At 64.5% G+C, this 26,788-nt stretch carries 23 protein-coding genes; 12 read left to right on the top strand and 11 right to left on the bottom strand.

Annotated features, from left to right (window positions below; translation table 11 throughout):
* Window positions 1-89 precede the first annotated feature (89 nt).
* Window positions 90-1,592, top strand: coding sequence for a sodium/proton antiporter NhaB (gene nhaB, locus CXQ81_RS16825; protein ID WP_101337882.1), 1,503 nt, complete (start codon window positions 90-92; stop codon window positions 1,590-1,592).
* Window positions 1,593-1,718: 126 nt separating this feature from the next.
* Here the strand turns inward: nhaB and CXQ81_RS16820 are convergent, their stop codons facing one another.
* Genes CXQ81_RS16820 through gnd form a run of 3 tightly spaced genes read right to left on the bottom strand, consistent with a single transcriptional unit; the run spans window position 1,719 to window position 5,067 of the window.
* Window positions 1,719-2,540: a Cof-type HAD-IIB family hydrolase gene (locus CXQ81_RS16820; RefSeq protein WP_087091062.1), complete on the bottom strand. Its 822-nt coding sequence runs from the start codon at window positions 2,538-2,540 to the stop codon at window positions 1,719-1,721.
* Window positions 2,537-4,057: a glucose-6-phosphate dehydrogenase gene (zwf, locus tag CXQ81_RS16815; protein WP_053261060.1), complete on the bottom strand. Its 1,521-nt coding sequence runs from the start codon at window positions 4,055-4,057 to the stop codon at window positions 2,537-2,539. Before zwf ends, CXQ81_RS16820 begins: the two co-directional genes overlap by 4 nt.
* Window positions 4,054-5,067, bottom strand: a complete 1,014-nt coding sequence (gene gnd, locus CXQ81_RS16810) for a phosphogluconate dehydrogenase (NAD(+)-dependent, decarboxylating) (RefSeq protein WP_256593359.1) — start codon at window positions 5,065-5,067, stop codon at window positions 4,054-4,056. Before gnd ends, zwf begins: the two co-directional genes overlap by 4 nt.
* A 230-nt stretch (window positions 5,068-5,297) precedes the next feature.
* Here gnd and CXQ81_RS31220 point away from each other — a divergent pair, with 230 nt between their 5' ends.
* The 6 genes from CXQ81_RS31220 (at window position 5,298) to CXQ81_RS16785 (ending at window position 12,934) form a co-directional block, all read left to right on the top strand.
* Complete coding sequence (locus tag CXQ81_RS31220) at window positions 5,298-5,471, top strand: DUF6026 family protein (RefSeq protein ID WP_007922719.1); 174 nt, start codon at window positions 5,298-5,300, stop codon at window positions 5,469-5,471.
* Window positions 5,472-5,755: 284 nt separating this feature from the next.
* The gene (locus CXQ81_RS16805) at window positions 5,756-7,498 is read left to right on the top strand and encodes a phosphoethanolamine transferase CptA (protein WP_101337880.1); all 1,743 of its coding nucleotides are present in this window, start codon (window positions 5,756-5,758) and stop codon (window positions 7,496-7,498) included.
* 202 nt (window positions 7,499-7,700) lie between these two features.
* Window positions 7,701-9,947: a TonB-dependent siderophore receptor gene (locus tag CXQ81_RS16800; RefSeq protein ID WP_101337879.1), complete on the top strand. Its 2,247-nt coding sequence runs from the start codon at window positions 7,701-7,703 to the stop codon at window positions 9,945-9,947.
* 186 nt (window positions 9,948-10,133) lie between these two features.
* A complete protein-coding gene (locus CXQ81_RS16795) occupies window positions 10,134-10,355 on the top strand; it encodes a hypothetical protein (protein WP_101337878.1) in 222 nt (73 codons plus the stop codon).
* 489 nt (window positions 10,356-10,844) lie between these two features.
* Window positions 10,845-11,519, top strand: coding sequence for a heavy metal response regulator transcription factor (locus CXQ81_RS16790; RefSeq protein WP_101337877.1), 675 nt, complete (start codon window positions 10,845-10,847; stop codon window positions 11,517-11,519).
* Complete coding sequence (locus CXQ81_RS16785; protein WP_101337876.1) at window positions 11,516-12,934, top strand: heavy metal sensor histidine kinase; 1,419 nt, start codon at window positions 11,516-11,518, stop codon at window positions 12,932-12,934. Before CXQ81_RS16790 ends, CXQ81_RS16785 begins: the two co-directional genes overlap by 4 nt.
* An 11-nt stretch (window positions 12,935-12,945) precedes the next feature.
* On the opposite strand, the gene chrA is transcribed toward CXQ81_RS16785, so the two are convergent.
* From chrA to CXQ81_RS16755, 6 genes are all read right to left on the bottom strand, one after another.
* Window positions 12,946-14,148 carry a chromate efflux transporter gene (gene chrA / locus CXQ81_RS16780; protein WP_101337875.1) on the bottom strand — a complete coding sequence of 401 codons (1,203 nt, stop codon included), beginning with the start codon at window positions 14,146-14,148 and terminating at the stop codon, window positions 12,946-12,948.
* 21 nt (window positions 14,149-14,169) lie between these two features.
* Entirely contained in the window at window positions 14,170-14,661 is a 492-nt protein-coding gene (locus tag CXQ81_RS16775; RefSeq protein WP_009043737.1) for a GNAT family N-acetyltransferase, read from the bottom strand.
* A 94-nt stretch (window positions 14,662-14,755) separates the two neighbouring features.
* The gene (locus CXQ81_RS16770; protein ID WP_101337874.1) at window positions 14,756-15,361 is read right to left on the bottom strand and encodes a DinB family protein; all 606 of its coding nucleotides are present in this window, start codon (window positions 15,359-15,361) and stop codon (window positions 14,756-14,758) included.
* Between the two features lie 32 nt (window positions 15,362-15,393).
* Window positions 15,394-16,506, bottom strand: coding sequence for a cell division protein ZapE (zapE, locus tag CXQ81_RS16765; protein ID WP_101337873.1), 1,113 nt, complete (start codon window positions 16,504-16,506; stop codon window positions 15,394-15,396).
* A 242-nt stretch (window positions 16,507-16,748) separates the two neighbouring features.
* Window positions 16,749-17,090: a nuclear transport factor 2 family protein gene (locus tag CXQ81_RS16760; protein WP_009043734.1), complete on the bottom strand. Its 342-nt coding sequence runs from the start codon at window positions 17,088-17,090 to the stop codon at window positions 16,749-16,751.
* 54 nt (window positions 17,091-17,144) lie between these two features.
* Window positions 17,145-17,861 (bottom strand): YafY family protein, encoded by a 717-nt coding sequence (locus CXQ81_RS16755; RefSeq protein ID WP_062825795.1) that lies wholly within the window; start codon window positions 17,859-17,861, stop codon window positions 17,145-17,147.
* Between the two features lie 393 nt (window positions 17,862-18,254).
* Between CXQ81_RS16755 and CXQ81_RS16750 the strand changes: the two genes are divergently transcribed.
* Both CXQ81_RS16750 and CXQ81_RS16745 read left to right on the top strand, forming a co-directional pair.
* On the top strand, window positions 18,255-19,694 hold the full coding sequence (locus tag CXQ81_RS16750; RefSeq protein ID WP_101337872.1) for a nucleobase:cation symporter-2 family protein: 1,440 nt from the start codon (window positions 18,255-18,257) through the stop codon (window positions 19,692-19,694).
* Between the two features lie 235 nt (window positions 19,695-19,929).
* Window positions 19,930-20,403 carry an LEA type 2 family protein gene (locus tag CXQ81_RS16745; protein ID WP_101337871.1) on the top strand — a complete coding sequence of 158 codons (474 nt, stop codon included), beginning with the start codon at window positions 19,930-19,932 and terminating at the stop codon, window positions 20,401-20,403.
* 184 nt (window positions 20,404-20,587) lie between these two features.
* Here the strand turns inward: CXQ81_RS16745 and glsB are convergent, their stop codons facing one another.
* Window positions 20,588-21,496 carry a glutaminase B gene (glsB, locus tag CXQ81_RS16740; protein WP_007928538.1) on the bottom strand — a complete coding sequence of 303 codons (909 nt, stop codon included), beginning with the start codon at window positions 21,494-21,496 and terminating at the stop codon, window positions 20,588-20,590.
* Between the two features lie 225 nt (window positions 21,497-21,721).
* Between glsB and CXQ81_RS16735 the strand changes: the two genes are divergently transcribed.
* Together CXQ81_RS16735 and CXQ81_RS16730 are read left to right on the top strand one after the other, a co-directional pair.
* A complete protein-coding gene (locus CXQ81_RS16735; RefSeq protein ID WP_101337870.1) occupies window positions 21,722-22,609 on the top strand; it encodes a LysR family transcriptional regulator in 888 nt (295 codons plus the stop codon).
* A gap of 140 nt (window positions 22,610-22,749) precedes the next feature.
* Entirely contained in the window at window positions 22,750-24,003 is a 1,254-nt protein-coding gene (locus tag CXQ81_RS16730) for a ferric reductase-like transmembrane domain-containing protein (RefSeq protein WP_101337869.1), read from the top strand.
* A gap of 6 nt (window positions 24,004-24,009) precedes the next feature.
* Here CXQ81_RS16730 and CXQ81_RS16725 read toward each other — a convergent pair whose 3' ends face one another.
* Entirely contained in the window at window positions 24,010-25,533 is a 1,524-nt protein-coding gene (locus CXQ81_RS16725; RefSeq protein ID WP_101337868.1) for an MFS transporter, read from the bottom strand.
* Between the two features lie 113 nt (window positions 25,534-25,646).
* Between CXQ81_RS16725 and CXQ81_RS16720 the strand changes: the two genes are divergently transcribed.
* Entirely contained in the window at window positions 25,647-26,543 is an 897-nt protein-coding gene (locus CXQ81_RS16720) for a LysR family transcriptional regulator (protein ID WP_097135409.1), read from the top strand.
* The last annotated feature ends 245 nt before the right edge of the window (window positions 26,544-26,788 follow it).

The following is a 26,788-nucleotide window of genomic DNA, read 5'->3' as shown; positions in this document are numbered from 1 at the left end:
CGGTATTTGTGGCAAAAGATTTCAGAGTTTCTTGATCTTCACCGGTGCTTGCGGCAAGTTGCGCGCTTCGTCAATACAAGGAGCAGCCAATGTCCGGTTCACTGGCCCAGGCTTTCACCCACAACTTTCTCGGCCATTCACCGCGCTGGTACAAAGCCAGCATTCTCGTCTTCCTGCTGCTCAACCCCTTGCTGCTGTTCACGGTCGGCCCGGTGGCGGCCGGCTGGATGCTGGTGGCCGAGTTCATCTTCGCCCTGGCCATGGCCCTCAAGTGCTACCCGTTGATGCCCGGCGGCCTGCTGGTGCTGGAAGCCGTGGCGCTGGGCATGACCACGCCCCAGGCGCTGTACGACGAACTGGTGCACAACTTCCCGGTGATCCTGCTGCTGATGTTCATGGTGGCCGGCATCTACTTCATGAAGGAGCTGCTGCTGTTCCTGTTCTCCCGGCTGTTGCTGGGGGTACGTTCCAAGGCGCTGCTGGGTCTGCTGTTCTGCTTTCTCTCGGCCTTCCTCTCGGCGTTTCTCGATGCCCTGACGGTGACTGCGGTGATCATCAGCGCCGCGGTGGGCTTCTATTCGGTGTATCACCGGGTGGCGTCCGGCAACGACCCGCGCCAGGACAGCGAATTCAACGACGACCAGCACTTGCCGCAACTGCATCACCAGGACCTGGAGCAGTTCCGCGCCTTCCTGCGCAGCCTGCTGATGCATGGCGCGGTGGGTACCGCCCTGGGTGGCGTCTGCACCCTGGTGGGCGAGCCGCAGAACCTGCTGATCGGCCATGAAATGGGTTGGCACTTCGCCGACTTCTTCCTCAAGGTTGCCCCGGTGTCCCTGCCGGTGCTGGTGGCCGGGCTGGTGACCTGCGTGCTGCTGGAGAAACTGCGCTGGTTCGGCTACGGCACCCTGCTGCCGGACAACGTGCGCGCGGTGCTGGCCAACTACGCCGCTGAAGACAACACCGAACGCACCGACCGGCAACGCGCGGCGCTGCTGGTACAGGGTGTGGCGGCGCTGATCCTGATTGCCGCGCTGGCCCTGCACATCGCCGAGGTCGGCCTGATCGGCCTGATGGTGATCGTGCTGATTACCGCGTTCACCGGCATCACCGACGAGCACCGCCTGGGCAGCGCGTTCAAGGATGCGATGCCGTTCACCGCCCTGCTGGTGGTGTTTTTCGCGGTGGTGGCGGTGATTCACGACCAGCAGCTGTTCACCCCGCTGATCCAGTGGGTGCTGGCGCTGCCAGCGAGCCAGCAACCGGGCATGCTGTTTATCGCCAACGGGCTGTTGTCGGCCATCAGCGATAACGTGTTCGTCGCCACCATCTACATCACCGAAGTGAAACAGGCCTTCGCTTCCGGACTGATGAGCCGCGAACACTTCGAAGCCCTGGCGGTGGCGATCAACACCGGCACCAACCTGCCGAGCGTGGCCACGCCCAACGGCCAGGCGGCGTTCCTGTTCCTGCTGACCTCGGCGATCGCGCCGCTGGTGCGCCTGTCGTATGGACGCATGGTGTGGATGGCGTTGCCCTACACCGTGGTGATGGGGGTGCTGGGCTGGTATGCGGTGAGTTACTGGCTGTAAGGATGTAGCCGCTGCCGTAGGCTGCGATCGACCCGCAGGGTCGCGGCGGTCTCCAGATCGCTGAAGGCCTTCGGCCTTATCGTCCGAACGCGGCCCGAGCCTGCGGCAGCGGCTACAGGTTTTGCATTAGCGCGGCAGGATAAATCGTTCGATCGCCTCGGCGGCGCCATCCACGACATTGCTGCCCGTCACCAGGTCGGCCTGGCGTTTCACCGCCGCTTCGGCCTGGCCCATGGCAATCGACAACCCGGCCTGCTGGAACATCGCCGGGTCGTTGCCGCCATCGCCCAGCGCCGCGGTGCGCGCAAGCGGCACCCCGAGAAACTCCGCCAGGGTGATCAGCGCCTGCCCCTTGTTGGCCTGCAGCGCCGTCACATCCAGGTACACCGGCTGCGAACGGGAGACCTGCGCCTGCCCACCGACCTGCTCCAGCAAACGCGCCTCCAGCTCCACCAACAGTTCAGTGTCGGCACTGGCGGCGACTATCTTGTCGATGCGCGGCAGGTAGTCCTCGAAGCTCTCCACCACCACCGGCGGATAACCCAGGCCATGCTGCTCGCGCGGCACCATCGGCCCATGGGGATTGCGCAGCAGCCATTCACCGTCGGCGAACACCCAGACTTCGACTTCCGGCTGCGGCGACAGCAGCGCCAGGACCGTGTTGGCGACCGCTACCGGCACATGGTGGCGCACCAGGAAACTGCCATCGGGATTGACGAGGGTGCCGCCATTGAACGCCGCGGTCGGCAGGTCGACGCCCAGGGCCTCGATCTGCTGCAACATGGCCCGCGGCGGCCGCCCAGTGGCGAGGCTGAAGAACACCCCGGCTTCGCGCAGCGCGCGCACCGCGGCGATAGTGCGCTGGCTCAAGCTGTGATCGGGCAGCAGCAAGGTGCCGTCCATGTCGCTGAGCAGGAACTGGATGGGATGCTGCCCCTCGCCCCTCATCCGAGGCTGTGCCATTCACGGCCGTCGCGGGTCAGCAACTCGTCGCCGGCCGCCGGTCCGTCTTCACCGGCCCGGTAGATATGCACCTTGGCCTTTTCCTTCCAGGCATCGAGGAACGGCTGCACCGCGCGCCAGCCGTTTTCAATGTTGTCGGCGCGCTGGAACAGGGTCTGGTCGCCGGTCAGGCAATCGTAGATCAGCGTCTCGTAGCCGGTGGAAGGCTGCATCTCGAAGAAGTTCTTGTAGGCGAACCCCAGCTCGATATTGGCCATCTCCAGGGTCGGCCCGGGCTTTTTCGCCAGCAGGTCGAACCACATGCCTTCATTGGGCTGGATCTGGATGCGCAGGTAGGTCGGCTGCAAGTGGTCGACCTCGGTATCGCGGAACTGCGCGTACGGCGCAGGCTTGAAGCAGATGGCGATCTCGGTGTCGCGCACGCTCATGCGCTTGCCGGTACGCAGGTAGAACGGCACGCCAACCCAGCGCCAGTTGTCGATCATCACCTTGAGGGCGACGTAGGTTTCGGTGTTGCTGTCCGGGGCCACATTGGCCTCTTCGCGGTAGCCGGCCACCGGCTTGTCGCCCGCCTTGCCCGCCACGTACTGGCCGCGCACCGAGTTGGCCAGGGCCTCTTCGGTGCTCCAGGGACGAATCGCCCCCACCACCTTGGCCTTTTCTCCGCGCACCGCATCGGCGCCGAAGGCCGCCGGCGGTTCCATGGCGACCATCGCCAGCAGCTGGAACAGGTGATTGGGCACCATGTCGCGCAGGGCGCCGGTGTTTTCGTAAAAGCTGCCACGGGTTTCCACCCCGACGGTTTCCGCCGCGGTGATCTGCACGTGGTCGATGTAATGGTTGTTCCAGAAAGCCTCGAACAGGCTGTTGGAGAAACGGCTGACCAGAATGTTCTGCACCGTCTCCTTGCCCAGGTAATGGTCGATCCGATAGATCTGCTTCTCGCTCATCACCTTGAGCAGGCATTCGTTCAGCGCTTGCGCGGTGTGCAGGTCGGAGCCGAACGGCTTCTCCACCACCACCCGGCGAAACGCGTTGTCCCCTTCGACCAGCAACCCCGACGCACCCAGGCGCTGCACCACTTCACTGAAGAAGCGCGGTGCGGTGGCCAGGTAGAACACCGCATTGCCGGTGCCGCTGGCGGCGATTTTCGCCGCCAGCGCATCATAGGTGCTGTCGTCCAGGAAGTCGCCCTGGACATAGCTGATGCCATTGGCCAGCTTGGCCCAGAGCGCCGGGTCCAGCGCTTGCGCGCCGCTGCCGACCTTGCCGGCAGCCTCGGTGCGAATGAAGTCCTCGAGCTTCTTGGCGAAATCCACATCGCTGATCGCGTTGTGATCGACGCCGACAATCTTCAACCCCTCATCCAGCAAGCCGTCACGGTTGAGGTTGTACAGCGCCGGCATCAGCAGGCGCTTGACCAGGTCGCCATGGGCGCCGAACAGAAACAGTGTGGTGGGTGGAGCAGGTTGAGCCTTGGACTTCTTTCGCGAGGAGGTCATTTTTTCGGAGTCTCCACGTGGCCGCCGAAGCCGAAACGCATGGCCGACAGCATCTTGTCACCATAGGTGCTCTGCTGGCGGGAACGGAAACGGGCGAACAACGAACTCGACAGCACAGGAACCGGCACCGCCTGCTCGATGGCGGCTTCGATGGTCCAGCGACCTTCGCCGCTGTCGGCCACTTCGCCGGAGAAACCGTCGAGCTGCGGATCGGTGGCCAGGGCGTCGGCGGTCAGGTCCAGCAACCAGGACGAGACCACGCTGCCACGGCGCCAGACTTCGGCGATATCGGCGACGTTGAGGTCGAAGCGCTGGTCTTGCGGCAGGCTTGGCGAGGCTTTGGTCTTGAGGATGTCGAAGCCTTCGGCGAAGGCCTGCATCATGCCGTACTCGATGCCGTTGTGGATCATCTTGACGAAGTGCCCGGCACCGGCGGGGCCGGCGTGGATGTAACCGCGCTCGGCGCGATCGTCTTCGGCCACTCGGTCCTTGGTCCGCGAGATGTCGCCCATGCCCGGTGCCAGCGCATCGAACAGCGGGTCCAGGCGGCGGACGACCTCGGCGTCGCCGCCGATCATCATGCAGTAGCCGCGCTCCAGGCCCCAGACGCCGCCGGAGGTGCCGACGTCGATGTAGTTCAGGCCTTTTTCCGCCAGCGCCTGGGCGCGACGGATGTCGTCCTTATAGTAGGTGTTGCCGCCATCGATGATCACGTCGCCCGGTTCGAGCAACTGGCTGAGGGTTTCGATGGTGTCTTCGGTGGGCGCGCCAGCCGGCAGCATGACCCAGACCGCGCGCGGCTTCTCCAGGCCGGCGACCAGGGCCGGCAGGTCGGCGACGCCCTTGGCGCCTTCGCCACTCAGGGTGCTGACAAAAGCGCTGTTACGGTCATAGACCACGGTTTCATGCCCATTGAGCATCAGGCGCCGCGCAATGTTTCCGCCCATGCGGCCCAGTCCGATAATCCCCAGTTGCATGTGCTGATGCTCCTTACTACTAAATTGTGTCAAAAGGTTATAGCCCAACGAGGCCAGTGAGGGTTAGTCCAGAGCGGTTGGACTAAGTTTCCCAAGCAGTGAGTGGATAACGACGCGAATCGCTTCGAAGGCACAACGACCGCTGAAAATAAAAAAGTTCCCTTTGCCGGCAAAAGAAATCAAAATTGCCGCCGATAGTGTTTCAGGCCCCGGAATTCGAGCGGCCGGACCACAGTTGATGCACGCCATTTGCGAGGTGAGCAATGGGCACAGTACTACCGGCACGACCAGCACAAACCCTCTACGTCACTATCCGTCGTGACGAGTTGCGCGAACTGAAGAACGAGCGCGACCAGTTGAAGCAAGAGCTGGCGCAACTGCGCCTGGCATTGCAGAACCAGGGTCAGGTGGCTGCCGTCACCCAGCTACACGCCTGAGAATCCGAGGAACCCGCCCGCCGTGGCCGGTCCTTGCAACAGGTTGTTAATGAAGCCGGCTGAGTCCTTGATGGATCGCCGGCTTCTTTTTGCCCGTCGCTTTTTACCCTGCCTGCCTCCTGGCGACGGCATTATCTGACACGCAGGTACCAACTCACAAAGTTTTCACACCTGCTTGTGGATACTCCGGCGCAATATTGCCGCCCCCACGGGCGCGGCGCGCGTTCGCCGAGGTAGTCGAAGCTTTCCGGCGAATGTCATGTTCAATGCAGCTGGAGCGTTCGATGGCAGTGTTTAAACGCGACAAGACGTCCGCGAAGGGGTTTGACTGGGCGGGCCTGGGTTGGCTCTTCCTGTTCTTCTGGTACTTCTCCGGCATTACCCAGTTACTGATCCAGCTGACCGACACCTCCGGGTTCGCCGGTTTCCGCCAGGCCTTCATCATGAGCGCGATCTGGCTGGCGCCGATGCTGCTGTTCCCGGCCCGCACCCGCGCGATGGCCGCCGTCATCGGCATCGTGCTCTGGGCCTGTTCCATGGCCAGCCTGGGTTACTTCTTCATTTACCAGCAGGAGTTCTCCCAGAGCGTCATCTTCATCATGTTCGAGTCGAACCCCTCCGAAGCCGGCGAGTACCTGACCCAGTACTTCGCCTGGTGGATGGTGCTGGCGTTCCTCGCCCATACCGCCTTCGCCCTCTTCCTCTGGACCCGCCTGCGCCCGGTCTACCTGCCGCGCGGTCGCGCGCTGGTGGCGGCCATGGCCATCCTGATCGCCGTCATCGGCTACCCGCTGATCAAACAGACCGCGCGCACCGGCAGCTTCGCCGGCGGCCTGGAGAAATTCGAGACGCGCATCGAGCCCGCAGTGCCGTGGCAGATGGTGGTGGCCTACCGGCGCTACCGCGAGCAGCTGGAAAACATGCAGGGCATGCTCGACAACGTGAGCAAGATCCCGCCGCTGCAGAACCTCAAGGACAGCATGGCCAACCAGCCTTCGACCCTGGTCCTGGTGATCGGCGAGTCGACCAACCGCCAGCGCATGAGCCTCTACGGCTACCCGCGCCAGACCACGCCGGAGCTGGACAAGCTCAAGGACCAGCTGGCGATCTTCGACAACGTCATCACCCCACGCCCCTACACCATCGAAGCCTTGCAGCAGGTACTGACCTTCGCCGACGAAGAAAACCCCGACCTGTACCTCAAGACCCCGTCCCTGGTCAGCGTGATGAAGCAGGCCGGCTACAAGACCTACTGGATCACCAACCAGCAGACCATGACCAAACGCAACACCATGCTCACCACCTTCTCCGAGCAGGCGGACGAGCAGGTCTACCTGAACAACAACCGCAACCAGAACGCCCGCCAGTACGACGGCGACGTGCTGGAGCCGTTCTCCAGGGCCCTGGCCGACGGCGCGCCGCGCAAGTTCATCGTGGTCCACCTGCTGGGCACCCACATGAGCTACCAGTACCGCTACCCGCCGAGCTACGACAAGTTCACCGACCGCACTGGCGTGCCGGCCGGCGTGCGTAACGACCAGGTGCCGACCTACAACAGCTACGACAATGCCGTGCTGTACAACGACTTCGTGGTCTCGAGCCTGATCAAGGACTACGCCAAGACCGACCCCAACGGCTTCCTGCTGTACCTGTCGGACCACGGCGAAGACGTGTTCGACTCCGCCGGCCACAACACCCTGGGCCGCAACGAAGGCAAGCCGACCGCGCCGATGTACACCATTCCGTTCATCGCCTGGGCCTCGCCGAAGTGGAAGCAGAACCATGACTGGAACTTCGCCGGCGACCTCGGCCGCCCCTACAGCAGCTCGCACCTGATCCATACCTGGGCCGACATGGCCGGCCTGAGTTCCGACGAACTGGACCGCAGCAAGAGCCTGGTCAGCGACAGATTCAAGCCGCGCCCGCTGCTGATCGGCAACCCTTATGAACGCAACGAGAAAGCCCTGATCGACTTCAGCCTGATGAAGCCCAAGGCGCCGCCACCCACCGCAGTGGTACAGAAATAAGTGGCACAGAAATAAGCGATACCAGAATAAGCCTTTTCCTACGGGGCTCACGCAGCCCCGTACTACCGGCCTTCAATGCCCCTTCATGGGGCATTGTTGCATCTGAAAGATAATAATTATTCTCGTTTGACCTAAATACCCTTCCTCCTTTTCGTCTCAGTGCAAACGGATTTTTTCCCTCGACGACAAGGAGACGGCAGCGATGCTCGCGCCATTCACCCGTTCCATGACTTTGACATTCGGCCTGTGCGGCGCGGTTCTGAGCCCCGAGCTGCTGGCCGAAAGCGAACCCGCCCGGAACCCCGACCGCGACGCCAAGACCCTGGAGCTCGATGCCACCAGCGTCACCGCCCAGGGCCTGGGCGCCACCACGGAGAACACCGGGTCCTACACCACCGGCAGCATGAGCACCGCCACCCGCCTGAACCTGTCGATCAAGGAAACCCCGCAATCGGTATCGGTGGTGACCCGCCAGCAGATGGACGATTTCAAACTCGATACCTTGTCCGAGGTGCTGGGGCAAACCACCGGGGTGGTGGTCCAGCACCTGGACTCCGACCGGGTGAGCTATTCCTCCCGCGGCTACTCCATCAACAACTTCCAGATCGATGGCATGCTCAACACCTTCAACCGTATGAAGTCCGATTCGGACACCATCATCTATGACCGCATCGAGGTGGTCCGCGGCGCCACCGGCCTGACCACCGGCGCTGGCGACCCCTCGGCCACGGTCAACATGGTGCGCAAGCGGCCGACCTACGAGTGGGCGGCCAAGGCCGGCGTCAGCGGCGGTAGCTATGACAACTACTACAGCTACGTCGACGTCGGCGGTCCCCTGGGGTTCGACGGCCGCCTGCGCGGGCGCACGGTGCTGGCCTATCGCGACAGCCAGTCGTTTCGCGACCACTACCAGCTGCAGCGGGAAGTCGGCTACGGCATTCTCGAGGCCGACCTGAGCGACAGCACCACCCTGGCCGTGGGCTACGACTACCAGGACAAGCAGGTCCAGGGCACCTCCTGGGGCACCGTGCCCTACTGGAACGCCACGGGCGGCAAGGCCAATCTGCCGCGCTCCACCAACATGGCGGCGCACTGGAGTTCCTGGCCGCTCAGGGACAAGACCGCCTTCGCCACCCTCGACCAGCGCCTGGGCCACGACTGGCACCTGAAAGCCGCCTACACCCACCGCGACAGCGACAGCGACGGCAAGGTCTATTACGGCGGTGCCGGTTTCCCGGAAGCCGACCGCTCGGGCATGACCGCCTGGGCCAGCCATATGATCGGCACGCAGAAAATGCGCGTGTACGACTTCAACCTGGCCGGCCCCTACAGCCTGCTGGGCCGCGAACATGAGCTGATGCTGGGCTACGGCGAGGCCGAGCGCCGCGAGTCGTCGCCCTACACCGTCGGCGGCCCGACACCACCGGGTTACGCCAGCATCGCCGACTGGAAATACATGGGCGGCATCGCCAAGTTTCCCGACACCGTGACCAACCTGCCCGGTTCCAGCGACAGCACCCGGCAAAAGGCCGGCTACCTGGCCACCCGCCTGAGCCTGAGCGACGACCTGCACGCGGTGCTCGGCAGCCGTTACGGCAGCTGGAGCGCCCACAGTCGTTCTCGCCGCTACGATGCCAACAACCAGCTGACCAGCCTCGAAGACACCCGCCAGCAGCACAACGACATGTGGACGCCCTACGCCGGCCTGCTGTACGACCTCACTCCCGAATACACGGCGTATGTCAGCTACACCGACATCTTCAAGCCCCAGACCCAGCGCGACGCCAGCCGCAAATACCTGGAACCGGTGGTCGGCAGCAACTACGAACTGGGGCTCAAGGGCAGCCTGCTGGAGGAGCGCCTGAACCTGGCCACCGCGGTGTTCTGGAGCAAGCAGGACAACGTCGCCGAACTGGACAGCTCGGTGCCGCCGGACCCGGTCACTGGCGAGGAGTTCTACAAGTCGGGCGGCAAAGGCGGCAAGGTCCGGGGGTTCGAGGCCGAGGTCTCGGGCGAAATCCTCGCGGACTGGAACCTCACCGCCGGCTACACCTATACCCACGCCCTGGACGGCGAAAAGCAGCGCGCCAACGGCGGCGAGCCGATGAACATGCTGCGCCTGTCCACGGCCTATCGCCTGCCGGGCCAGTGGCGGGCGCTGACCGTCGGCGGCAGCCTGAACTGGCAAAGCGAGATCTACGGCAGCAGCCGGCGGCCGGTGGGGCGCGACGGCAACGGGCGTATCGTCACCGAAAACACCCGCATCCATCAGCAGGCCTACAGCGTGGCCGGGCTGATGTCGCGCTACGAGTTTGACCCGCACCTGTCGGCTTCGCTCAACGTCACCAACCTGTTCGACAAAAAGTACTACGAACGGGTCGGCTTCTATAACGGCGTCTACTGGGGCGAACCGCGCACTATGACCCTGAGCCTGGACTGGAAGCTTTAACCCGCCCTTCTTCCTACACGGCCCATATCAGTGGGCCGTCAGCGCCTCTCATCCGGGATGACAGCATTGTCATCCCGCCTTCAGCGCCCTGTTAACCCCCAGTTAATAAGATCGCGCCATACTTCTATTACTGCTTCGTTACAGGGACGCGACGGAATTCCGATCACCGTCAATGGGACATCGCATATGAAAGCCTCCACACTCCTGCTCGCCGGTCTGATGATTGCCAGCTCGGGTGCAGCGTTCGCCGAAGGCGGCGCTGAACGCATGAAACACTACTGGGACAACTTCCCCATCAGCCAGCAGATACCCCGCACCGATAGCGAACAGACGTCCTCCGAGAACGGGAAAAAACCCCAGGCACCCGCCGAGGACCCGACCCGCGCCAGCGTGCAACCGGACACCTGAAACGCCCCGAGCTCTACTCCTCTCTGACGCTCATGCTCCCTTGCCAGAGAGGATCTTCCGGCGCCCTTTCACGGGCGCCTTTTTTATTGCCGTCGATATCAGCGACATGACCATGGGCTATCAACTTTCTGACGTCAAAATGACAATTACGCCATCTAAGCAAGCGTCACTGCCCGCTGTATTAATATAAGTTTCCGCCAAACTTCGACATATATTGAAACAGTAAATGACAGATGATCAGTTTGAATCACTTCACTTGGCTTGCTATTGGACCAGCCAGCTAACCGGCTGTCGAAAACAGGCACAAGCTATTGATATAAAGCACTTTAAATCTTGACCCTAAAGCCACTTCAGGCTTGAGCATTCCCCCGACCCAAACGGCTGAGGCTATTTATCAGCAGCAACTTCGCGGGCTTTATGGCTGGTCCAACAACAACTTCATATCCAGCGCCATTGAAATCGTATTAATGATCAAGAGGTCACTTTTCCATGCGCATTCTGGTTGTCGAAGACGAGCGTAAAACTGCCGATTATCTGCATCAGGGCCTGACCGAAAGCGGTTATGTAGTAGACCGCGCCGCCACCGGTGTCGACGGGCTTTACCTGATCGAACAGCAAAACTACGAACTGGTGATTCTGGACGTCAATCTGCCGGAAAAGGACGGCTGGCAGGTGCTGCAAGACATGCGCAAGGACAGCAACGCCCGGGTGATGATGCTCTCGGCGCGCGGGCGCCTGGCCGACAAGGTCAAGGGGCTGGACCTGGGGGCCGACGATTACCTGGTCAAGCCGTTCGAGTTTCCCGAGCTGCTGGCGCGGGTGCGCACCCTGCTGCGGCGCAGCGAGAACCTGCCGGCGACCGACACCCTGCGGGTCGCCGACCTGGAGCTCGACCCACGCCGGCACCGGGCCTATCGCGGCTCGCGGCGCATCGACCTGACCACCAAGGAGTTCACCCTGTTGCAGGTGCTGATGCGCCAATCGGGCGAGGTGCTGACCCGCACCCAGATCATCTCCCTGGTCTGGGACATGAACTTCGACTGCGACACCAACGTGGTGGAGGTCTCCATCAGCCGCCTGCGGGCGAAGATCGACGATGCCAGCGAGATCAAGCTGATCCACACCATCCGCGGTGTCGGTTATGTCCTGGAAGTGCACCAATGAAAGCCGCGCAACGCACCGCCAGCAGCCTGTCCATGCGCCTGGGCCTGACCGTCAGCCTGATGGGTGCGGGCCTGGTGCTGCTGCTCGCGACCCTGGCCTACCTGGCCCTCAGCCACGAACTGGGCAGCCTGGCGCGGGAAAGCCTGGACAACAAACTCGAACAGATCCGCCATACCCTGACCAGCGACCTGAAGACCGGCGATATCGCCGCCCGCCCGCATTCGCTGCTGGACCTGGTGATGGGCCACGACAACCTGCACCTGAGCATTTTCGCCGCCGATCCCCAGGCCGAACCGCTGCTGAACATCGGCAACCGCAACCTGGGCCCGCTGCCCGAAGCCCTGACCCAGCCGGAAAGCCCGGCGTTCCTCGGCTGGCTCGACAGCGCCGGCAACCGGTTGCTCAGCGCCTCCAGCCTGATAACCCTGCGCAATGGCGAACAGGTACGGGTGGTGCTGTCCCTGGACCGGGCCAATGACCAGGCGTTGCTCAGTGCCTACCTGCGTTCCACGGTGATCGCCCTGCCTCTGCTGCTGATGCTGATCGGCATCGGCGCCTGGTGGGTGGTGCAGCGTGGCCTGGCGCCGTTGCAGCAATTCAGCCGGGTAGCCGCCAAGGTCACCACCCAAGACCTGACCCATCGGCTGTCGCCGGACAACCTGCCGCGGGAGCTGGCCGAGCTGGCCCACAGCATCAATTTCATGCTGCACCGGCTCGACGGCGGCGTGCAGCAGCTCTCGCAATTCTCCGACGACCTGGCCCACGAGCTGCGCTCGCCCATCACCAACCTGATGGGCAAGGCCCAGGTCACCCTGTCCCGGGAGCGCCCGCCCCACGAGTACAAGGCGGTGCTGGAGTCGAGCACCGAAGAGCTGGAGCGCCTGACCCGGATCGTCAGCGACATGCTGTTCCTCGCCCAGGTCAGCCATCCGGCCTCCCAGGTGGCGTTCGAAGCAATCTCCCTGGGCGAGGAAGCGCGGCGGGTCATGGAACTGTTCGCCCTGAGCGCCGAGGAAAAGCACCTGGGCATCAGCCTGTCCGGCGATGGCCTGGTGTATGGCGACCGCCTGATGATCCAGCGGGCGATCTCCAACCTGCTGTCCAACGCCATCCGCCACAGCCCGCGGGCGTCGAGCATTTCGATCCTGGTGGAGGAACATGAATCGAGCGTGTCGCTGTCGGTGGGCAACCCCGGCGCCGGTATCCCGGAGCAGCACCTGGCGCACCTGTTCGAGCGCTTCTATCGGGTCGACAGCAGCCGCTCGCGCGCCGAAGGCGGTACGGGACTGGGCTTGGCGATCGTGCGCTCGATCATGAACCTGCATCAGGGCCGGACCGAGGTCAGCAGTGTGCCGGGCAGCTTCACCCTGTTCCGCCTGGTGTTTGCCCGACTCAATCATCCACCGCGCACCTGACGACGCTGGCCTCAGGCCCCCAGCAGCAGGCCGACGGCGCCACCGGCGAGCACCACCAGCCACGGCGGCAGCTTCCAGCGCATCAGCGCGGCCAGGGCCAGCAGGGCCAACCCCAGGTCCAGCGGCTTGAGGATGCTGCTGGTCCATAGCGGGTCGTACAGCGCCGCCGCCAGCAGGCCGACCACCGCCGCGTTGACGCCGGCCAGCGCGGCCTGGACCCGGCCCAGGTGGCGCAGGTGCTGCCAGAACGGCAGGACGCCGACGATCAACAGCATGGCCGGCAGGAAAATCATCGCCAGGCACACCAGCGCGCCGCGCCAGCCGTCGATGGCGGCGCCGAGAAAGGCCGAAAAAGAGAACAAAGGGCCCGGCACCGCCTGGGCAGCGGCATAACCGGCGAGAAACAGATCGTTGCTCAGCAGGCCCGGTGCGACCACCTCGCTCTGCAGCAGCGGCAGCACCACATGGCCGCCGCCGAACACCAGGGCACCGGCGCGATAAAAACCGTCGGCCAGCAGCAGCGACAGGCTGGGCCAGAGCCCGGCCAGCAGCGGCAAGCCCGCCAGCAACAGGGCAAAGAGCACAAGGGCCAGGTAGCCCGTGCGCTTGCCGACCGCGATCGCCAGCCCGTCCTCGCGCTGGTCGAAGGTCGGCTGGAGCAGGCCTGCGCCGATCATCCCCGCCAGCAACATCACGCAGACTTGACCGAGGGTGGTCGGCCAGAGCAGTACACTGATCGCCGAGACCAGCGTGATCAGCATGCGCAACGGCCCGCGGCACAAGACACGGGCCATGCCCCACAGGGCCTGGGCCACCACCGCCACCGCGACGATCTTCAGGCCATGCACCAGCCCGCCGGGCAACCCTGTGCCGCTACCGCTCAGGCCCATGGCCAGGGCAATCAGGATCAGCGCCGAAGGCAAGGTGAAACCCAGCCAGGCGCCCAGCGCGCCGGCCAGCCCCGCCCGCGACCAGCCCAGGGCAAAGCCCACCTGGCTGCTGGCCGGCCCCGGGAGGAACTGGCATAGGGCGATCAGCTCGGCATAGGCCGCCTCGCTCAGCCAGGCGCGGCGCTGGACGAATTCGCTACGGAAATACCCCAGGTGCGCCACCGGCCCGCCGAAGGAACTCAAGCCCAGCCGCAGGAACACCAGGAACACCGTCCAGGCACTGTCACGGCGGGTCACGGGAGCATCCAGGGGAGATGAGTTCATCGGCCGGCGGGCTCCAGGGCCTTACAGGGTTTTGTTCCAGAACAGCATCCGGCCATGGCTCGGGTCGAGCCTGGCGTCGTCGAAGCCGAACTTGCGGTAGGACGCCTGGGCCACCGCGTTGCCCTCCAGCACTTCCAGGGTGATCTTGCAGCAGCCGCGCTGGCGGGCGATCTCCTCGACCTTGTGCAGCATCTTCTGGCTCAGGCCCAGGCCGCGGAATTTATCGATCACCGACACATCGTGCACATTGACCAGCGGCCGGCCGGCAAAGGTGGAAAAACCCTCGAAGCAATTCACCAGGCCGGCGGGTTCGCCACCGACAAAGGCCAGCACGCTGAACGCGTGGGGCCGCTTGGCCAGTTCGCCGGGCAATTGCCGCAACAGATCGGCGTCCAGCGGCTGGCCGCCGCCCATCGGGTCCTGGGCATAGTGGTTGAGCACCAGGGCGATCGCCTCGGCGTGTACCGGGTTGGTGTAGCTGGCCTGGAGTACCAATACGTCTGCAACGTCCATGTTTGTCCTCAACAGTTATTGATCCGGGCGGGTCCCCGGGAGAGCGATTGTAAACACCGGCACATGACCAAACGAGCGGCTAGCGCGTCAAGCGTTACCGTTCTTTTTCCTCGACCGCCTCCGCGCCCCAGATCTGCGCTTCGCTCCAGCCCAGCTCGGCAAAGTCCTCGGCGCGCAGGGCCGCCTCGCCCGCGCAGAAAAACTCGTCCAGCTGCGGCGGCGCCACCCGGGTGCCGCTGAGCATCGCGTGCACCTGGCCACGGTGATGCAGCTGGTGCTCGAACAGGTGCGAGAGCAGGCGCAACCGGGTATCGCGCTGGGGTTTTTCCCGGGCGATGGTGACGATGCGCGCAAGGTCCACATCCCGTTGCTGCGCGCAATAGGCGATCAGCCGGCGGTCCACCAGCGCCTGCTCGCGGCGCAGGTCGGCGGCCTGGTCGAAGGGTTCCTCGACCTCGAAAAACACATAGCAGTCGGCCCGTGGCGCCTCGCCGCGCAGCTCTCGCTCCAGCGCGTCGACGTAGAACCAGTCGCAGGTAAGGATGTGGTTGAGGGTGGCTTTCAGGCTGGGAAAGAAACTCACCCGCAGCGCCGCCAGCTCGCTCGGGTCCAGTATTTCCCAGGCCTTGCCCAGGCGGTGATTGGCCCAGGCGTTCTGGTAAGCCATGGTCAGCAGATGATGGGACAGGGGCTGGTTCACGGTTAGGTCTCCCTTGTAATGATCAGGCGTGCTCAGCCGAAACGCTGCAGCTGCATCTCCTTCAGACGACTGAGGGTACGGCGGAATGGAAACTCCAGGTAGCCCTCGGTGTACAACGCCTCCATCGGCACCCGCGCTTCGAGGTAGAGCGGCACCTTGCGGTCATAACACTCGTCCACCAGGGCGATGAAACGCCGCACGCTGTCATCGTGCACCGATAGCTGCGGCAGCTCGCGATCGCCCGCCACCACTCGCTCGGCGCCATCCTCGGTGCCTCGGGCAATCCGCCCCGGGCGCTGTTGCGCGCTGAGCTCGGGCACTTCGCTGAGCAGGATCGCGCTGAAGCGGTCGCACAGGGCCATGAAGTCCATGGCGGCAAACGGCTGCTCGCACAGGTCGGCGAAACGGCACCAGAGCACCCGCTCGCTGGCCTTGATCACCCGGACCTCGCGGTAGCCCACCGACAATACCGCGCTGGACACCGCCTGCCCCGCCGCCAGTTGTTCGAACGCCGGGCCCAGAGCGCTCGGTTGGCCGGCCGGGGTCAGCCAATAACGCTGGGTGGCCGCCCCCGGGTGCAGGCGATGGTCCTGGGCGCCGTCCACCGCCACCACCTGCATATGCGCCTCGATCGCGGCAATCGCCGGCAGGAAGCGTTCGCGGTTGAAACCGTCGGCATACAGCTGTTGCGGCGGCTGGTTGGAGGTGCAGACCATCACCACGCCCTGCTCGAACATCACCTGGAACAGGCGTCCGAGAATGATCGCGTCGCCGATGTCGTTGACGAACAGTTCGTCGAAACACAGCACCCGCACCTCTTCGCTCAGCTCGCGGGCCAGGGCCTGCAACGGGTCGGCGGTGCCGGTCAGCTGGAACGAGCGCTGATGGACCCAGCCCATGAAATGGTGGAAGTGCTGACGCCGCGCCGGCACCTTGAGGCTCTGATAGAACTGGTCCATCAGCCAGGTCTTGCCCCGTCCCACGGGGCCCCACAGATAGACCCCGGTGATCGAGCGTCGCCCTTCATGCAGCGCGACATGACACTGCTGCAGGGCCAGCATCGCCCGCTCCTGGGCCTCGTCGGCGACGAAACCGCGCTCCTGGAGGGCGTACTGATAGGCGCTGAGGGGGGAATCGAAAGGCATGGGGTCCACGCATCCGCAAATGGGCCCGCAGTATGCCATGCCTCACCCGGCGACCGCTGCGGCTACAGGGAACACGGCGCCTGTGTAGCCGCTGCCGAGCAGCGCGAGGCTGCGATCGGCAACGCAGTTGCCGTAATCCGGGCCGCGCGTTCTACCTGATACACCGCGTGCCCAGGTTTTGCGGCAACTGCGTTGCCGATCGCAGGCTGCGCCAGCGGCTACAGCGAGCGCGGGCGCGATGGCTATAGCGAGATATCCAGCCGGGCGATCTTGCCCTGCTCGTCGAGCCGGAACACGTAGCGCAATTCCAGCGGGCTGCCGGGAAAGCTGCCGGAGATCAGGTTGTCCACCAGCACCTTGCCAGTGCGTTGCTGGACCTTGAGCACCTCGAGCCGGGGCTGGTAACGGCGGGCGGTGTCTTCCATCCATTGGGCGATGGCGCGGGTGCCGGCCTGATGCTGGCCCTCATCGAACACCTGGGCGTCTTCGGCGAAGAAACTGGCGACCGCCGAACTGTCACGACCATTGGTGGCCGCGAGGTAGGCGGCGATGGCCGGTGCGAGAGAAGTGGCTGTGCTGGACATGGTGCTGCGGCTCCTTGTTTATCGTTGCTGGAGCCATGCTAAAACGCCGTCGCGTCAATTCTTGTCAGGAGTGAAACGCCCGGCATCGTCCAGTTGCATGCGCTGGCGCCAGGTGCGCAACAGGTCGCTGCGCCGTCCCGGATAACGCTGGCCCTGCTCGCTCGCGGCGGCGATGCGGTCGGTGCGAAAGGTGCGGAAATCGTCGCGCAGCTCACACCAGGCGACGATCACCCGCGCCTCATTCATAAAGCCCAGGGCCAGCGGCCAGATCAGGCGCTGGCTCGGCGTCTTGTTCACGTCGGCGTAATCGATGTGCAGCTTGGCCTGCTCGCGGATCGCCTGGCGAAACACATTCAGCGGCACCACGTTTTCCGGGTAGCGATACGCCGGCGGGCCGGGCAGCACGGTTGGGTTGTGCAAGGCTTCCTGGGCCGCCGGCGCCAGCACCGCGGCGATCTTTGCCAGGGCATCGGCGGCGGCCTTGCCGAGGACTTCGTCGCCACGCTGGTCGACATAGCGCAGGCCAAGGACGATGGCTTCGGTCTCGTCGGCGTTGAGCATCAGCGGCGGCAGGAACAGGCCGCTGCGCAGCACATAGCCGATCCCGGCCTCGCCATGGATCGGCGCACCCAGGGCCGTCAGCTCGGCGATGTCGCGGTACAGGGTGCGCTCGGACACCGCAAGCTCCGCCGCCAGCGCCGCGGCGGTCACCGGGCAGCGCTTGCCGCGCAGCACTTGCAACAGGGTCAACAAACGCGTGGTACGCGACACGGCATCAGGCTCGACAGGGAAGGATCGGCGCAGCTTAACAGAGCACCCTGTCAGGATCTGTCAGTAGCGAGCCCCGTAGCCGCTGCCGCAGGCTACGATCGGTCGCGAAGCGGCCGCAATCCGGACAGCGCATTCTGTCTGATGCACCGCAGGCTCAGGTTTTGCGGCAACTGCGTTGCCGATCGCAGCCTGCGGCAGCGGCTACAGGGACCGGTGTGTCTGGGTGATTGTGAGGCTGGCCCTTCTGGCCCGGTCACCTTTCTGGCATCCTGCGCCTCCATTTTTCTGACCGGGTCCGCAGATTTTGCCTTACGTCCTTCGACAGCCCGCGTCGCGCCCCTTTTCTCCACGTGTTTCATGCCCTATCGACACGTCATTGGCAGGCTTTTTCCCATGACCGCACCTGATCGCTCCACGCCGCGCTACAAGTCCGACCTGATCTATGGCCTGGAGGACCGCCCGCATTTCAGCGCGGCGATCTTCGCCGCGCTGCAACATGTGCTGGCGAGTTTTGTCGGCATCATCTCCCCGACTCTGATCTTCGGCGGCGTGCTGGGCCTGCAGAACGAAACGCCCTACCTGATCAGCATGGCGCTGTTCGTCTCGGGCCTGGGCACCTTCGTCCAGGCCCGGCGCCTGGGGCCGATCGGCTCCGGGCTGCTGTGCGTGCAGGGCACCAGCTTTTCCTTTATCAGCGTGCTGCTCAGCGCCGGCCTGATGGTCAAAGGCCGTGGTGGCAGCAACGAGGAAATCCTCTCGACCATCTTCGGCATCTGCTTCTGCGCGGCCTTTATCGAGATGTTCCTCAGCCAGTTCATCGGTAAGCTGCGCAAGCTGATCACCCCGGTGGTCACCGGCACCATCATCACCCTGATGGGCTTGTCGCTGATCAAGGTGGCAGTCACCGACATGGCCGGCGGCTTCGGCGCGCCGGACCTGGGCGCCGCCAGCAACCTGGGCCTGGCCGCCCTGGTGCTGCTGACCATTGTCGTGCTCAACCGCTTCAGTCACCCAATGCTGCGCCTGGGCTCGATCGTCATCGGCCTGACCCTGGGCTTCGTGGTCGCCTGGCTGCTGGGCCGGGTCGATATGGCGGCGATGCCGGATGTGCCGATGGTCAGCGTGCCGGTGCCGTTCAAGTACGGTTTCTCCTTCGACCTGATCGCCTTCATTCCGCTGGCGGTGATCTTCCTGATCTCGCCCCTGGAAGCAGCCGGCGACCTGACCGCCAACTCGATGATTTCCCAGCAACCGGTCAAGGGCCCGCTGTACATCAAACGCATCAAGTCCGGCCTGCTGGCCGACGGTTTCAACTCGATGGTGGCGGCGGTGTTCAACAGCCTGCCGATGGTCACCTTCGCCCAGAACAACGGGGTGATTCAGCTGACCGGCGTGGCCAGTCGCTACGTGGCGTACTTCATCGCCGGCCTGCTGGTGCTGCTCGGGCTGTTCCCGGTGATCGGTGCGGTGCTGCAACTGATGCCCAAGCCGGTGCTGGGCGGCGCGACCCTGATCATGTTCGGCACCGTGGCCGTGGCCGGGATCAAGATCCTCGCCGAAGCCGGGCTGCATCGACGCAACGTGCTGATCGTGGCGATCTCCCTGGGCATGGGCCTGGGCGTGGCGGCGGTGCCGGAAGTCCTGCGCGAACTGCCCAAGGCGCTGCACAACATCTTCGAATCGCCGATCACCGTGGGCGCGATGTGCGCGATCCTGCTGAACATCTTCCTGCCGGAAGAGTTCATCGAGCTGGAAGAAGACGAGTTCGACCCGGAAGCGGCGACCCTCAAGGTCATGCAGGACCCGGATATGAGCGCCAAGGCCAACGCCTGAGCGACCGTGTCCCCCCTGTAGGAGCAGCCGGTCGACGCTCGATTGCTAGCGATGGCATCAGTGGTGACAACACCAAAAACGCCCGAGCATAAGCGCGATACCGGTCCTGCCGGCCTTATCGCGAGCAAGCTCGCTCCTACAGGTACGCACGGGTGGCATTTGAGGTCTGCGGTTTGTGGTGCAGACCTGGTCGCGCTAGATTCGCTACTGCCTCCTTTCCCGCAGAGAGCTTCCAATGCGCAGATTCCTCGGCCTCACCCTTTTCTTGCTGTTGCTCAGCCTGAGCGCCTGCGCCCTGTTTCCCCAGCACGATCCGCTGAATATCAATGTGGTCGGTATCGAGCCCTTGCCCAGCCAGGACCTGGAAGTGCGCTTCGCGGTCAAGCTGCGCCTGCAGAACCCCAACGAAACCGCGATCAACTACAACGGTGTGGCCCTGGACCTGGAAGTCAATGGCCAGCCGCTGGCCTCCGGGGTCAGCGACCAGAGCGGCAGCATCGGGCGTTTCTCCGAAGGCGTGCTGGTGGTGCCAGTCAGCGTCTCGGCCTTCGCCGTGCTGCGCCAGACCCTGGGCCTGAGCCAGACGCAAAGCCTCGACGACCTGCCCTACGTGCTGCGCGGCAAGCTCGCCGGCGGCCCGTTCGGCACGATGCGTTTCGTCGAAAAAGGCCAGCTGAGCCTGCCCAAGACTGCCAATTTCACCTGGTAAGCGGACGCGCTGCGCTCGCAAATACGCTTATCCAGACAGACCGCGGACTCAGGCTTTGCGGTTGCTGTGTCGGAATGCCGCCCAAACCGATCGCAGCCTCGCAGGCTCGGCAGCGGCTACACAAGCACCGCGTTTCTGTAGCCGCTGGCGCAGCCTGCGACCGGCCGCCCTTGTCCCGCCGCCCCTAGAACACCGACCAGCCGATGCGCTGGCTCAGCAATTCCAGCGCCGCCATGCCCACCAGGGAATTGCCCGCCGCGTTCAATTCCGGCGACCACACGCACACCGTGAATTGCCCCGGCACCACCGCGACGATGCCGCCGCCCACGCCGCTCTTGCCCGGCAGGCCGACGCGGTAGGCGAAATTGCCGGCTTCGTCGTACAGGCCGCTGGTGGCCATGATCGAGTTGACCTGCTGGGTCTGGCGCGCCGTGAGGATCTGCTCGCCGCTGTGCTTGCAGAAGCCGTCGTTGGCCAGGAAGCAGAAGGCCCGCGCCAGATCGACGCAACTCATGCGCAGCGCACAGTGGCTGAAGTAGCTGCGCAGCACCGCCTCGACGTCGTTGTGGAAGTTGCCGAAGGACTGCATCAGGTAGGCCATCGCCGCATTGCGCGCGCGGTGCTGGTATTCCGAATCGGCGACGCGGCCATCCACCAGCACCTGCATATTGCCGGACAGGCGTCGCACGAAATCGCGCATGGACAGCGCTGGCGCGGCGAAGCGCGACTGGTTGATATCGCAGATCACCAGCGCCCCGGCGTTGATAAACGGGTTGCGCGGACGGCCACGCTCGAACTCCAGCTGCACCAGGGAATTGAAAGGTTGCCCGGACGGCTCATGCCCCAGGCGCTGCCAGATCGCCTCGCCGGAATGCCCGATGGCCTGTACCAGGCTGAACACCTTGGAAATGCTTTGCACCGAGAACGGCGTATCGGCGTCGCCGGCGCTGAACACCTGGCCATCGTTGCCATACACCGCGATCCCCAGCTGGTTGGCCGGCACGTCGGCCAGCGCCGGAATGTAGCTGGCCACTTTGCCCTGGCCAATCAGGGGACGGACCTCGTCGAGGATCTCGTTCAACAACGCTTGCATGTTCAGACTCGCACGTTCCGCCTCGCACCGCCGCGAAGCTATCGCTGCTAGACGCATCCCGCCGCGTCGAGAACACAGTTGTCGTGGCCATCCCTGGCGCGGCCCCTCGCACCGTCCCCGCGCGGGAGAAAAAACCGTCGATGAAAATCGCCCGCGGACCGCGCATTTTTGATCGGGCAGAGCCGCAGCTGATAGGCTTTCCACTACATTCGACAGGGAGCGCTCATGGATCTCAACGCCGCCAGGATGTTTGTCAGCGTGGTCCAGTGCGGCAGCATTTCGTCCGCCGCCAACCTGCTGCAACTACCGCTGGCCACCATCCGCCGGGGCATTCGTGAACTGGAACGCAGCCTCAACGTGCAACTGCTGGAACGCTCCACCCGCGGCACCCGGCTGACCGCCGCCGGCAGCCAGCTCTATGAACACGCCAGCCGCGGTATCGAAGCCCTGGCCGAGGGCGAACAGGCTGTCAGAAATGATCGAATGCACTTGCAGGGCCGCCTGAGTGTGTCGGTGCCGGCGGCGTTCGAGAGCTGGTGGAAGCTGCTGGCCGAGTTCCAGCGGCGCCATCCCGAGGTCCAGGTCGCGGTCTATACCAGCGAGCGGGAAAGCGACCTGGCGCAGGACGGGGTCGACGTCGCCTTGCGCGCCGGTCCGCTGTTCGACGAGGAGCGCCCGGCGCGCCTGCTCGGCAGCTACCGGCATATGCTGGTCGCCAGCCCGCTGCTGCTGGAGCGCCTCGGCACCCCGCAAACCCCCGCCGACCTTCGCGGATTTCCCTGTGCCGTCTGGTCGCGCCAGGCCGATGCCCGGGAACAGTGGCAGCTGGGCGACCAGTCCTACAGCCCCGATCCGCTGTTCGCCGCCAACGATTACCTGCACCTGCGCCAACTGGCGCTGACCGCCAAGGTGGTCACCGAGCTGCCGGCCTTTCTCGCCGCCGAAGCCGTGCGCGACGGTCGCCTGCAAGCCCTGCTGCCGCGCCTGCCGATGCCGGAACAACAGCTGCACCTGCTGTATCCGAACCAGCGCCCGCCCTCGAACATCGTCCGCGCCTACCTGGATTTCGCCCAGGCCTGGCTAGTGGAAAACCCCTTGCCACACCCGCACTGAGCAGGCGCTGATGCAGATCAGCTCAGGACTGCCGCTTCGCCAGTAAAATACGCCCTCACCCGGCTGCGCCCTGACCCGCGCGCAGCCCGCGACCCATCCTATGCGCCGACACTGGCGCCATCTTTCTGGAGGTGTCCCCCTTGAAAACCTGGTACTCGGTGGTCGGCGTCCTGCTGATCACCACCCTCACCGTGCTGCTGGAAATCCCCAGCGATACCTGGCTGACCTCCGCCACCCTGAGCCTGGTCCTCGGCGCCACGGCGCTGGCCTACATGGCCCTGTCCTGCCTGCTGGCCAGCCGCTGGCGCTGGGTCGAGCGGCTGTTCGGCGGCCTCGACCGGGTCTATGAAAGCCACAAGTGGCTGGGCATCTGGGCGCTGGTCTTCGCCAGCTATCACCTGGTGTTCAAGGCCAACCTGGATCTCTGGCAAAGCGTGCCGATCATCGAACTGTCCAAGTACTGGACGCGCATGGTGCGCCAACTGAGCTACGTCGCCCTCGGTCTGATCGTGCTGCTGGCGCTGAACCGCAACATTCCCTACGGCCAGTGGCGCTGGTGGCACAAGCTGTCCGGGCCGCTGTTCGCGATCGTCATCCTGCACTGGCTGAGCTTCAAGTCGCCGATTGCCCTGGATAACCCCTCGGGTATCTGGCTCACCGCGCTCTGCGGCCTGGGCCTGCTCGGCGCCCTGTACAAGCTGCTGCTCTATCCGTTGCTGGCCAAGGCCGGCGAATACCGGGTCAGCGCGGTGACCCTGGAGAAAAACTCCCTGCACCTGGAGCTGACCCCGCTGCACCGCGGTTTCGCCTTCAAGGCCGGGCAGTTCGCCTTTCTCGCCATGCGTGAAAAAGGCCTGCGCGAACCGCACCCCTTCACCATCGCCAGCGCCCACGCCAGCGACGGGCGCATCGAGTTCGTGATCCGCGCCCTGGGCGACTACACCCAGAAGCTGCGACAGCAGGTCAAGGTCGGCATGCTCGCCGACCTCTACGCGCCCTATGGCCGCTTCAAGCGTCGGCTCGATGCCGGCCGGGAGATCTGGATCGGCGGTGGCGTGGGCATCTCACCCTTTATCTCGTGGCTGCAGGATGCCGCCGCCGGACGTTTCGATCAGGCAACCCTGGTGTACTGCTGCAACCCGTCACGGGCCTTCCCCAGCCTCGAAACCTTGCAGGGCCTGGCCGAGCAGCGCGGAGTGGCTTTCATCGGCCACACCGACGGCGCCGACCGCCTGGGCGAAACCCTGCAACGGCTGGCCAGCGAAACCGATCCGCAACAGATCCAGATCAGTTTCTGCGGACCCAAGGGTTTGCTGGCGCGGGTCAAGACGTTGATGCGCGAATACGCGATTCCCGAGCGCAACCTGCACTACGAGTTCTTCGAGTTTCGCTGAACGCCCTCAAGCCCGGCGCGGCTCATGCAGCATCAGCCGCACCACCAGCGCCGCGACCAGGGTGATGGCGATCAGCGCATACAGCAGCCAGGTGAAAGCCTTGGCATAGAGCCCGAGCAGCAGCTCCCGGCCCAGCTCGGGCAACAAGGCCGCGCTGGCCTGCAGGTTGCCGCTGGCCAGTTGCTGCGCGGCCAGCGACAGCTGCGGATGTTCCGGCAGCGCCGCGGCCATGGACAGTTGCAGCAAGCCGGCCAGCAGGGCCACCACCAGGGCCAGGGCAATGCCCTCGCCCGCCACCCGGGTGGTGCTGAAGATGCCGGTGGCCATCCCCGCCCGTTCCTTGGGCACCACACTGACCGACAGCCCGTCCATCAAGCCCCAGGGCAAACCGGCACCGAAGCCGATCAACAGCATGGGCAAGACATTGGTCGCCGGCGCCTGCCCCGGGGCGATCCGGCTGAGCAGATAGAGCCCGAGCGCGGCAATCACCAGGCCGACGCTGGACAGGGTCCCGGCGCCGAACCAGCGGGTCAGCCACGCGGCCAGCAACGGCACCACCACCATCGGCGCGGACAGGGCGATCATCATCAAGCCGGCATCGATCTCGCTGTAGCCTTCCACGCCGATAAAGCGGATCGGCAGCAGGATCAGCAACACGACGAAGCAATAGCAGGTGGCGATCGGCAGCAGCTGCACGCCGACAAAGCGCGGGTAACGAAACAGCGACAGGTCGAGCATCGGCCGCTTGACCCGCAGCTCCACCATGATGAACAGCAGCAACGCCAGCAGCGCCACCAGCAGCAGCCCCCAGACCAGCGGGCTGCCCCAGCCGCTTTGCGGCGCCTGCAAAATGCCCCAGGTCAGCGCCACCAGCGCCGCGGTGAAACTCAAGGTACCGGGCCAGTCGACCCCCGCCGCGTCCGGATCGCGGGACTCAGGCATGCGCGGCACGCCGAACAGCAGCGACAGACCGCCAATCAAGGTCCCGGAGACGAAGATCGAACGCCAGCCATAGGCTTCGATCAACACCCCGGCGAGGATCGGCCCGAATGCCAGGCCGACGCCGAAGGTGGTGCCCAGCAGGCTGAAGGCACGGGTCCGCGCCGGGCCCTCGAACGTCTGGGCCAAAGCAGCCGAGCCACCCGCCAGCGCCGCTGCACCGGCCAGCCCCTGCACCGCCCGCAACAGGTCGAGCCAGAGCACCGAAGGCGCGAAGGCCAGGGCCAGCGACGTCAGGGCGAACAGGCCGACACCGAGGCTGAACACGCGCTTGCGTCCGTACTCGTCGGCCAGGGTGCCGGCGGCCATCAGCGCGCTGCCGAAACTCAGCATGAAGGCATTGGTGATCCAGCTCAGGGCCAGGGGGCCGCCGCCCAGCTCGCGGCCGATAGCCGGGGTCGCCACGGCCACGCCGACGAAGGTCAGCGGCAGGATCAGCGCCGCCAGGCACACCGCGGCCAGCACGGCGTAGGAAGAACCGCCGGCGACAGTGTGATTTAAGGCAGCAGGCACATCGGTTGGCGAACTCATCGGCACCTCAGGGGGAACGTTAGGGTGCGATCAATGGTAGATTCGCCGCAATCACCCACAAACAGGGCTAAAGTCCGTTCTTTACGGACATTAACGCTCTAATCGAGATCCCCATGGACAACCTCAGTGGCATGCTGGCCTTTGTGCGCACGGTGCAGGCCGGCAGTTTTGTCGGCGCGGCGGAGCGCCTGGGCATCTCCGCTTCGGCGGTGGGTAAAAGCCTGGCGCGCCTGGAAGAGCGGCTCGGCGTGCGCCTGCTCAATCGCAGCACCCGGCGCATCAGCCTGACCGACGAAGGCACGCTGTTCTTCGAGCGCTGCCAGCGCATCGTCGGCGAGGTGGAAGACGCCGAAGCCGAGCTGGCGCGTATCAGCGACAAGCCCCGCGGCAAACTGCGGGTCAGCCTGCCCGCCATCGGCTATCGCATGCTGCTGCCGATCCTGCCGGAGTTCGCCGAACGCTACCCGGAGATCGAACTGGACCTGGACTTCAACGACCGGCTGATCGACGTGATCGCCGAAGGCGTCGACGCGGTGATCCGCAGCGGCGAGCTGGCGGACTCCCAGCTCAAATCGCGCACCCTGGGGCCGTTCCGTTTCGTCCTGGTCAGCGCCCCCCACTACTTCGCCCGTCATGGCCTGCCCGAGTGCCCCCGGGACCTGGAGCGACATGCCTGCCTGCGCTACAAGTTTCCCGGCACTGTGCAATTGCAGGAATGGAAACTGCGCCTGCCCGCCGACGCCCCACCGCTGCTGCTGCGCAGCGCCCTGACCAGCAACAACCTGGAATCATTGATCCACGCCGCCACCCAGGGCCTGGGCATCGCCTTCGTTCCGGACTTCGTGGTGCGTGACGCCCTGGCCGACGGCTCGCTGGTGTCGGTGCTGGACGACTATCAGATCGACAGCGGCAAGTTCTCGGTGCTCTGGCCCGGCAGTCGACATCTGCTGCCGAAACTGCGAGTGTTCGTCGACTTTCTCAGCGAACGCCTGGTATTGGGCGGACGCTGAAAAAATACCGGATCCACACAAGGAATGTGCCGCGAACATGAAGCCGTTCCACGACATAGCCAGAAACATCTTGTTGCGATGCCCTCACGTTTTTTCGACTTTCATGGTTTTATCATCCACCTTCAAAAAACTTGTACCGGAAATAGCGCTTTCACCATTACAGTCAGCTGTTCCATTTGCTGTTATCTGTAGTTAGAAGCCGTATTTTTCGATAACCGCTTTAATAGTTTGAGCCTGACCGTTTT

Source organism: Pseudomonas sp. 09C 129 (assembly GCF_002843625.1).
Lineage (GTDB): Bacteria > Pseudomonadota > Gammaproteobacteria > Pseudomonadales > Pseudomonadaceae > Aquipseudomonas > Aquipseudomonas chlororaphis.
Note: the sequence above shows the minus strand (reverse complement) of the source record. Positions and strands in the feature narration are given on the sequence as shown.

What these genes read in the sequence shown, in the direction of transcription:
- nhaB (WP_101337882.1), top strand. Translation starts at nt 90, where the DNA reads ATGTCCGGTTCACTGGCCCAGGCTTTCACCCACAACTTTCTCGGCCAT.
- CXQ81_RS16820 (WP_087091062.1), bottom strand. Translation starts at nt 2,540, where the DNA reads ATGAGGGGCGAGGGGCAGCATCCCATCCAGTTCCTGCTCAGCGACATG.
- zwf (WP_053261060.1), bottom strand. Translation starts at nt 4,057, where the DNA reads ATGACCTCCTCGCGAAAGAAGTCCAAGGCTCAACCTGCTCCACCCACC.
- CXQ81_RS31220 (WP_007922719.1), top strand. Translation starts at nt 5,298, where the DNA reads ATGGGCACAGTACTACCGGCACGACCAGCACAAACCCTCTACGTCACT.
- CXQ81_RS16805 (WP_101337880.1), top strand. Translation starts at nt 5,756, where the DNA reads ATGGCAGTGTTTAAACGCGACAAGACGTCCGCGAAGGGGTTTGACTGG.
- CXQ81_RS16800 (WP_101337879.1), top strand. Translation starts at nt 7,701, where the DNA reads ATGCTCGCGCCATTCACCCGTTCCATGACTTTGACATTCGGCCTGTGC.
- CXQ81_RS16795 (WP_101337878.1), top strand. Translation starts at nt 10,134, where the DNA reads ATGAAAGCCTCCACACTCCTGCTCGCCGGTCTGATGATTGCCAGCTCG.
- CXQ81_RS16790 (WP_101337877.1), top strand. Translation starts at nt 10,845, where the DNA reads ATGCGCATTCTGGTTGTCGAAGACGAGCGTAAAACTGCCGATTATCTG.
- CXQ81_RS16785 (WP_101337876.1), top strand. Translation starts at nt 11,516, where the DNA reads ATGAAAGCCGCGCAACGCACCGCCAGCAGCCTGTCCATGCGCCTGGGC.
- chrA (WP_101337875.1), bottom strand. Translation starts at nt 14,148, where the DNA reads ATGAACTCATCTCCCCTGGATGCTCCCGTGACCCGCCGTGACAGTGCC.
- CXQ81_RS16775 (WP_009043737.1), bottom strand. Translation starts at nt 14,661, where the DNA reads ATGGACGTTGCAGACGTATTGGTACTCCAGGCCAGCTACACCAACCCG.
- zapE (WP_101337873.1), bottom strand. Translation starts at nt 16,506, where the DNA reads ATGCCTTTCGATTCCCCCCTCAGCGCCTATCAGTACGCCCTCCAGGAG.
- CXQ81_RS16760 (WP_009043734.1), bottom strand. Translation starts at nt 17,090, where the DNA reads ATGTCCAGCACAGCCACTTCTCTCGCACCGGCCATCGCCGCCTACCTC.
- CXQ81_RS16750 (WP_101337872.1), top strand. Translation starts at nt 18,255, where the DNA reads ATGACCGCACCTGATCGCTCCACGCCGCGCTACAAGTCCGACCTGATC.
- CXQ81_RS16745 (WP_101337871.1), top strand. Translation starts at nt 19,930, where the DNA reads ATGCGCAGATTCCTCGGCCTCACCCTTTTCTTGCTGTTGCTCAGCCTG.
- glsB (WP_007928538.1), bottom strand. Translation starts at nt 21,496, where the DNA reads ATGCAAGCGTTGTTGAACGAGATCCTCGACGAGGTCCGTCCCCTGATT.
- CXQ81_RS16735 (WP_101337870.1), top strand. Translation starts at nt 21,722, where the DNA reads ATGGATCTCAACGCCGCCAGGATGTTTGTCAGCGTGGTCCAGTGCGGC.
- CXQ81_RS16725 (WP_101337868.1), bottom strand. Translation starts at nt 25,533, where the DNA reads ATGAGTTCGCCAACCGATGTGCCTGCTGCCTTAAATCACACTGTCGCC.
- CXQ81_RS16720 (WP_097135409.1), top strand. Translation starts at nt 25,647, where the DNA reads ATGGACAACCTCAGTGGCATGCTGGCCTTTGTGCGCACGGTGCAGGCC.